This is a genomic window from Planktotalea sp., assembly GCF_049680325.1.
GTDB lineage: Bacteria > Pseudomonadota > Alphaproteobacteria > Rhodobacterales > Rhodobacteraceae > Planktotalea.
In genome coordinates this window covers 1-6,869 of sequence record NZ_JBAUHO010000379.1, presented here as the reverse complement: position 1 = coordinate 6,869, position 6,869 = coordinate 1, and the positions used below count along the sequence as shown (strand labels likewise).

The 6,869-nt window shown below is 57.6% G+C and carries 5 protein-coding genes; all 5 read right to left on the bottom strand.

Going from position 1 to position 6,869, the window contains the following annotated elements:
* A partial coding sequence (gene repC / locus WBC85_RS16885; protein ID WP_424440078.1) for a plasmid replication protein RepC occupies window positions 1–856 on the bottom strand: 856 nt, incomplete at its 3' end.
* 168 nt (window positions 857–1,024) lie between these two features.
* Window positions 1,025–2,017: a plasmid partitioning protein RepB gene (gene repB / locus WBC85_RS16880; RefSeq protein WP_424440075.1), complete on the bottom strand. Its 993-nt coding sequence runs from the start codon at window positions 2,015–2,017 to the stop codon at window positions 1,025–1,027.
* Complete coding sequence (repA, locus tag WBC85_RS16875) at window positions 2,014–3,201, bottom strand: plasmid partitioning protein RepA (protein ID WP_424440072.1); 1,188 nt, start codon at window positions 3,199–3,201, stop codon at window positions 2,014–2,016. The genes repB and repA overlap by 4 nt, the downstream gene beginning before the upstream one ends.
* A 191-nt stretch (window positions 3,202–3,392) precedes the next feature.
* Complete coding sequence (locus tag WBC85_RS16870; RefSeq protein ID WP_424440069.1) at window positions 3,393–5,102, bottom strand: SulP family inorganic anion transporter; 1,710 nt, start codon at window positions 5,100–5,102, stop codon at window positions 3,393–3,395.
* A 54-nt stretch (window positions 5,103–5,156) separates the two neighbouring features.
* On the bottom strand, window positions 5,157–6,830 hold the full coding sequence (locus WBC85_RS16865) for a TIGR01244 family sulfur transferase (RefSeq protein WP_424440066.1): 1,674 nt from the start codon (window positions 6,828–6,830) through the stop codon (window positions 5,157–5,159).
* Window positions 6,831–6,869: the final 39 nt, after the last annotated feature.

The following is a 6,869-nucleotide window of genomic DNA, read 5'->3' as shown; positions in this document are numbered from 1 at the left end:
GAGAAACGGAAAGCACAGTCTGGCTTTTGATGTCTTGTGAAACCGTATCCACAACGCTCGCACTATTTACTGTTTCTATATCTTTATTTGAATTCTGATGTTGGTGCTCAATTTGGGCAGTGCTGCTGCTCGTTTCGGTGGGAATATGGCGGGAAATGAGCTGTTGAAGGTCTTCCAAAGCGTTGGCAAGCCGGGATGTAAGATCGCTTAGGGCAGGGGCATCAAGCTTGCGACGTAGCTCACGGGCAAAAAGCCGGGCGAGGTCATCGAACGCGTCCCAGATTGTCAGATCAGGGCGTTCAAACCGGGCGAGTTCACTAAGGGCTGCCAGATCGCGGCGCATCAATGACGCATCAAGGCGCAGGCCTGCGATATGGGCTTCGCTTGCGCGAATACGCTCGGCTGTTTGCTGCACTTCTTCAAAACGGATCACCAAAGGGGAAAGATCGAAACCGAAGGCCTGAAGCGTAGTGCCATAGTCACGCTTGAAGCGCTTGCCATTGGGGCTGTCGCGGCGAATGAGAAAACCGGCCTTTATCAATGCCGCAAGATGGCGGCGCATGGTCGAGCACGGCATGCCGTTCAAGCGCGCGCAAATGGTTGCATTTGACGGGTAAACAATAGGCGGGGCGCTGGCGGTGGACAGCTCGTTCTCTGGATGAAAGCCAAGAAGGGCCTGCAACACAGTTAGCGTGCGATCGGACAGGCCAAAGGCGGCGCGTGCAACACCGAGTTCGCGCAAGGCGTCCCATTTGTTCACGGGCGCAGCGACAATTTGATCTTGCCGGGCGTCGAAATCTTTCAGCCGCGCAGCATCATAGGCGCGCCGGAAGGGCGTTCTGGGGTGATAGCTCATACTTTCTGTCACTCAGACACATTTATCGGGCCCGCGAATCACTTTGGACTTGCGAAATTCGGCGTACAACCCTACCTTTGGAATGCTACTTACAAGGGTCTCGTGGGGTGAATGCTTTGCGGGACCTTTTCTATGTCTACTGTGTGCCTCCTGTTTTTCTTTGCTCGTTTAGTCTTCGCCGCGCGCGTCAAAACGCTCGTGAAGTTCGTCCAGAAGGGTTTGCATCTGGCCTTCCAGCCAATCTGCAAACGCGCCTTGCTGTAATTCCATTTTCAACCCGTTTGCTGTGCGCTGAAGCGTGCCTGTTGGCTTGCCTGCTGCGGTTAATGTGCGCGCAAGTGGCTTGGGTTTTTTCGCCTTTGGCTTGGCTGGAGCGGTCGGTGCGACGGCGTTCCACACGGCTTCGAACACGTCGACAGAGGTGTCGCCTTGCTCTGGTCCGATAACCACGGTGTCTACCAGGACCTTGTCGCGGGCGTTTTCAGCAATGTCGATCAGCTCTTTCTGGCTGCGATGGGACGCCTCGACCGCCTGTGCAAGCGCGTCCCAACGTGGCCGCCCGATTGCGTGGGCAGGACCAATCGCGCGCACCAGATCAGGGCCAAGGGCGGCGATAATGCCAAGCGCCATGGAGATGGATGATTTGGTAACGGTCAACACCTCTGCAACGCGGGTCTGGTTTCCAAAGCCGCCCTCGATCAGCTCATGGGCAAAGAGCGCCTTTTCGATGTAGCTAAGATCGCGGCGGGCCATGTTTTCGCTGATTTGGGCCTCAATCGCGTGATCTGCGTCAAGATTGGCAATGAGCGCCTTGATCGTGTGAACGGTATCGGAGCTGCGCACAGCCTCGAGCCGCCTGCGACCATAGACCAGCAGGTAGCGATCCGTTTGCGAGGGGTGACGGCGCACCAGAATAGGCACGGTTTGACCCGTCGCCTCGATGCTGGTGCGCAGGTCATCCACATCGGCAGGATCAAGGCGATCCGCAATGCGTTCGTCGATGATCTGGTAGGGATCAAGATCCCAGACCTTGTGGCTGTCCACCGCGTCGCGCGCCGCGCGCAAGGGGCGCGAGGCAGAGAGCGAGGGCGGCGGGGCAGGGGAGCCAGCCGCAGCAAGCGTGTCGAGCATGGCCATGCGTTTCTTTTTGCTGTCGCTCATACGCGCCCCCATGTTTTCTGGATAAGATCAGCGACTTCGCCGTTGAGCGCGTCCAGACTTTCGCGCGCGCGGTCATAGGTGGCGCGGGTAAAGCCGGAGCGTTCGACCTCATAAAGCGTTTGTTTGGTGAGACCGGCATCTGAAATCGCGGTGGATTTGAGCATCGGTGAATTGAGCACGCTATCGCCGTACATGGTGCGCAAAAAGGCGACGATGCGATTTTGCGGCGCGTCGGCCGGTTCATAGCGGGTCAGCACGTAGCGCATCCAGTCATGGGACATATCGGCGCCGCTGTCGGCGATAACGTCCATCAGATCGGCGGTCATGCGTAGAAACTGGCTCATTGACATAACATCGAGCATTTCGGGATGGATAGTGACCAGCACACCCGTCGCGGCGGAAAGCGCGGACATGGTGAGGAAGCCTAGCTGGGGCGGGCAGTCGATGACGACGACATCATAGTCGTCCTGCACCGAATTCAGCACATCCTTGACCCTGAAAAAGAACAGACCTGCGTTGCCTTGTGACAGGGCGCGGGGGGTTTCATGTTCGAATTCCATGAGTTCGAGATTGCCCGGGATCAGGTCCAGATTGGGGATATATGTGGGTCTAATAATGGACTTTATCGGGACGGGGTCCTCGTAGCGGATCGCATCGTAAAGGGTTCCACCCTCTGGCAGGTCCACCTCTGGCTGGACGCCGTGCAGGGCGGTGAAGGAGGCTTGCGGATCAAGGTCGATCGCCAGCACGCGGTAGCCTTGCAGCGCAAGATACTGGGCAAGATGGGCGGAAGTGGTGGTTTTGCCAGAGCCGCCCTTGAAATTCATCACACCGATGATTTGCAAATGATCGTCGCCGCGCCGACCGGGCAGGTAATCACCGGGTTTGCGCGCGGTTTTCTCAAGGAGTTCGCGCAGGGCCTGGATGTCATGGGCGCTATAATGGCGCCGATTGCCTTGTGTGACTTCGGGATTTGGGCCTTTGCCATCCAGATGCAGTTTGCGCAGATAGCTGTCGTTGATGCCAAGCAGCGCTGCCGCCTCACCAGAGGTGAAGGTGCGCATTTGCTTGGAGGCATCGGGCGGAAAGAGGTTTTCGCGTTGGGTATGCAACTGGTTCGCCAACCATTCGGAGTGGTGGCGTATCACCTGATTGAGGGAGTCCTCGGACGGGGCTCTTGTCATTGCTTGCTCTCTTGCGCCTTGTTAGGCTCTACTTTGCTCGGACCAATGCCTTGTTAGGCTCTGGTTTATCGGGTCACGGTTTTTATCGTGTACCCATGTTTTTCCGTGACTATTGACCCAAGAGCGGGATTCGCGCAAGGACAAAGTAGATTTCGCAGATTTAGGCGATGACGCAATATGTAGTGTTGCCCTTAGTAACGCAACGCTTGAGCGGCCTCGAACTGGCTCAGAAAGACGCGGCCTGTCATGTCCTGTAGGAAATGCGCCTGTGTGAGGCGGTCCATGACGGGGCCTTTGACTTCGGACAGATGCAGTTTGACGTCCATTTCCTTCAGACGTTCATTTATCATTTCCAGCGATTCCAGCGCAGAGAGATCAATGTCATTGATCGCGGAGCATTGCAGGATCACATGGCGGATATTCTTGTCGCGGGTGACCCGTGCGTGGATCTGATCTTCCAGAAAACGGGCATTGGCGAAGTATAGGCTTTCATCGACGCGCAGGGTCACAACGGCGGGGTTGGTGATGACCTCATGGCGTAGAATATTGCGGAAATGCTCGGTGCCGGGAACGAGGCCGACCTCGGCGATATGGGGCTTGGATGACTTATAGAGGTGCAGCAGGATCGACAGACCGACGCCAGCGGATACGCCTGCCTCGACGCCGAAGGCGAGGGTGAGCAGAATGGTTGCAGAAACGGCGGCGAAATCGGCCTTTGAATAGCCCCACGCGCGTTTGAGGATGGAGAAATCCACGAGGCTGAGCACGGCGACGATAATTGTCGCGGCGAGCGTTGCTTTGGGTAGGAAGAAGATCAGCGGCGTTAGTGCAAGTGCTGCGAAGGCGAGGCCGACGGCGGTGAAAGCACCCGCCGCGGGGGTTTCCGCGCCCGCGTCGAAATTGACGACAGAGCGGGAAAAGCCCCCAGTGACCGGAAAGCCGCCCGTGAGTGAGGCCCCGATGTTTGCAGCGCCCAGACCGATAAGTTCCTGGTCGGGGTCGATGCGTTGGCGTTTCTTCGCGGCCAGTGTTTGCGCGACAGAGATGCTTTCAACGAAACCGATGAGCGAGATCAGGATCGCAGGAACCAAGAGTTGACCGATAAGAGACGGAGAAAGCGAAGGGAACGTGAGTGGTGGGAGTGATTGTGGAACGGCGCCAACAATTTTGACGCCGTGCTCGGACAGGCCAAAGAGCCAGACAACAAGGGTGGTGACGACGACAACGGCGACGGGGCCTGCTTTGACGGCGACGCCTGTGAGGGTCGCGTTCAGACCCAGGCCTTCGAGCAGGGGTTTAAGCCCCTTGCGGACCCAGAACAGAAAGCCCGTCGCAGCAATGCCGATGATTGCCGTGATCCAGTTGATTTCGGGCAGGTGTTTCACAAGTGAAATTACCAGATCAAGTAGATTGTGACCGTGCGCATCAATGCCAAGGATATGCTTTAACTGGCTTGCTGCGATGATGATGCCGGACGCTGTGATGAAGCCGGCAATCACGGGGTGAGACAGGAAATTCGCGACGAATCCGAGTCTAAAAAGGCCCATTGCGAGCAAAATGACGCCTGAAAGCCCTGCAAGCGAGAGCGCGGCAACGGCGTAACCCATGGTGCCTTGCTCAACAATATTGCTGAGCGCGGCGGCGGTCATAAGGGAAACAACCGCGACGGGACCAACCGCAAGCGCACGCGAGGTGCCGAACACTGCATAAAGCATGATCGGCACGATAGAGGCGTAAAGACCTGCCTCTGGCGGCAAACCAGCCAACAAAGCATAAGCGAGCGATTGCGGGATCAGCATGATCGTCACAATGAACGCGGCCATCAAATCGTTGGTGAGGGCGGATTTGTTGTAGTCCTGTCCCCACGTAAGAATGGGCAGGTAGCGCTTGAAATCGGGCATTGGGGTCTCGGATATTGTAGGTCCCCTGCGGGTAAGCGCAGGGGCAGGGGGCGTTTAGGAAACGGTGACTTTTTCGGGCTTGGCCATCCATTCACGGCCTTTGAGCATCGCTTTCCAATAGATCGGCGGCAGCATCTTTTCCTTGAGGAACCAAGCTGCGCGCGACGGTTTGGTGCCATCAATCACAAACTTGGGGAAGCTGGGCAGCATCGCGCCGCCATAGCCGAATTCTGCCAGAACGATCTTTCCGCGCTCAACCGTCAGCGGGCAGGAGCCATAACCGTTGTATTGCGCGCTTGGCGCATGGCCGTTGATGTCCGCGACGAGGTTTTCAGCGACGATGGGCGCCTGGATACGCGCAGCAGCGGCTGTTTTCGCGTTCGGTGCGTTCATCACATCGCCAAGCGACCAGATGTTGTCGTAGGTCTTGTGGCGCAGTGTGGCCTGATCCACATCGACCCAGCCTGCGGCGTCGGCAAGCGGCGAAACACGGATGAAATCAGGCGCGACCTGCGGTGGGCAGACGTGCATCATGTCAAAGTCCATCTCGACGCGTTCAACAGGCGTGTCGGGCTTGGAGACATCAAACCATGCTTTTTTCGCAGGGCCGTCTACGGCGACAAGATTGTGGAAGAAATTGAGGGAGGCGTCGTATTTCTTGACGTATTCCATCAGGGCAGGGACGTAATCCTTGACCCCGAACAGCACGCCGCCGGCATTGTTGAACTGGATGTCGATATCTTTGAGAACGCCGCGGCGGTGCCATGCGTCGCCAGAGAGATACATCGCCTTTTGCGGCGCGCCTGCGCATTTGATCGGCATGGGCGGCTGCGTGAAGATCGCGCGTCCTTCGATCATTTCGCTGACCAGCTTCCATGTGTAGGGGGCGAGATCATAGCGGTAATTCGAGGTGACGCCGTTGTGGCCGAGCGTTTCAACAAGGCCTTCGACCTTGTTCCAGTCCAGCTTGATCCCCGGGCAGACGATCAGGCGGTCGTATTTCACGACGCGGCAACCATCAAGGATAACAGCGTTGTTTTCAGGTTCGAACGCGGCAACGGCGGATTTGATCCAATGCACACCGCTTGGAATGAGCGAGCCCATGGTGCGCGCGGTTTGCTGGGCTTCAAAGATGCCGCCGCCGACCATGGTCCAACCCGGTTGATAGTAGTGGATGTCAGCGGGATCGATCACCGCGATATCCAGATCAGGCTTGCGCGCGCGCAGGCTGGCGGCGGCTGAAATACCGCCCGCGCCTGCGCCAACGATCACAACGTCAAAGCTGGCGTCGCCTGTGTCTGTGGGGGTCTTGCCGCCGTTCACGATACGGCGCACAACGCCGCCCATGTCATAGCCCGCCGCTTTGGTCGCGGCGAGGATGTCGGCAACGCTGCGCGTGCCCGCTTGGGACAAGGACCAAAGCGTGGTCGAGCGCGTGCCAGTGCGGCAATAGGCCAGAACGGGGCCGGGCAGGGCGGAGACGGCCGCGTCAAAGTCGGACGCGTCTGTGTCAGAGACCTTGCCCGCCACGATGGGGAGATAGGATGCTTCTAGCCCCAGTTTCTTGGCTGCTTTTGCAATCTCGTCGAAGGTTGGTTGATCGGCGCCCTCACCATCAGGGCGGTTGCAGATGATCGCGCGAAAACCCGCGTCTTTGATCGTTTTGAGATCAGCGGTTGTGATCTGCTCGGCGACTGAAACACCTGCGGTGAGGGTTTTGATATCCATTTCTATGGTCCTTAGATCGCGTTTACAGGCACTTTGAGC

Coding starts and splice junctions, on each gene's coding strand:
- repA (WP_424440072.1), bottom strand. CDS start 3,201: ATGACAAGAGCCCCGTCCGAGGACTCCCTCAATCAGGTGATACGCCAC.
- WBC85_RS16870 (WP_424440069.1), bottom strand. CDS start 5,102: ATGCCCGATTTCAAGCGCTACCTGCCCATTCTTACGTGGGGACAGGAC.
- WBC85_RS16865 (WP_424440066.1), bottom strand. CDS start 6,830: ATGGATATCAAAACCCTCACCGCAGGTGTTTCAGTCGCCGAGCAGATC.
- repB (WP_424440075.1), bottom strand. CDS start 2,017: ATGAGCGACAGCAAAAAGAAACGCATGGCCATGCTCGACACGCTTGCT.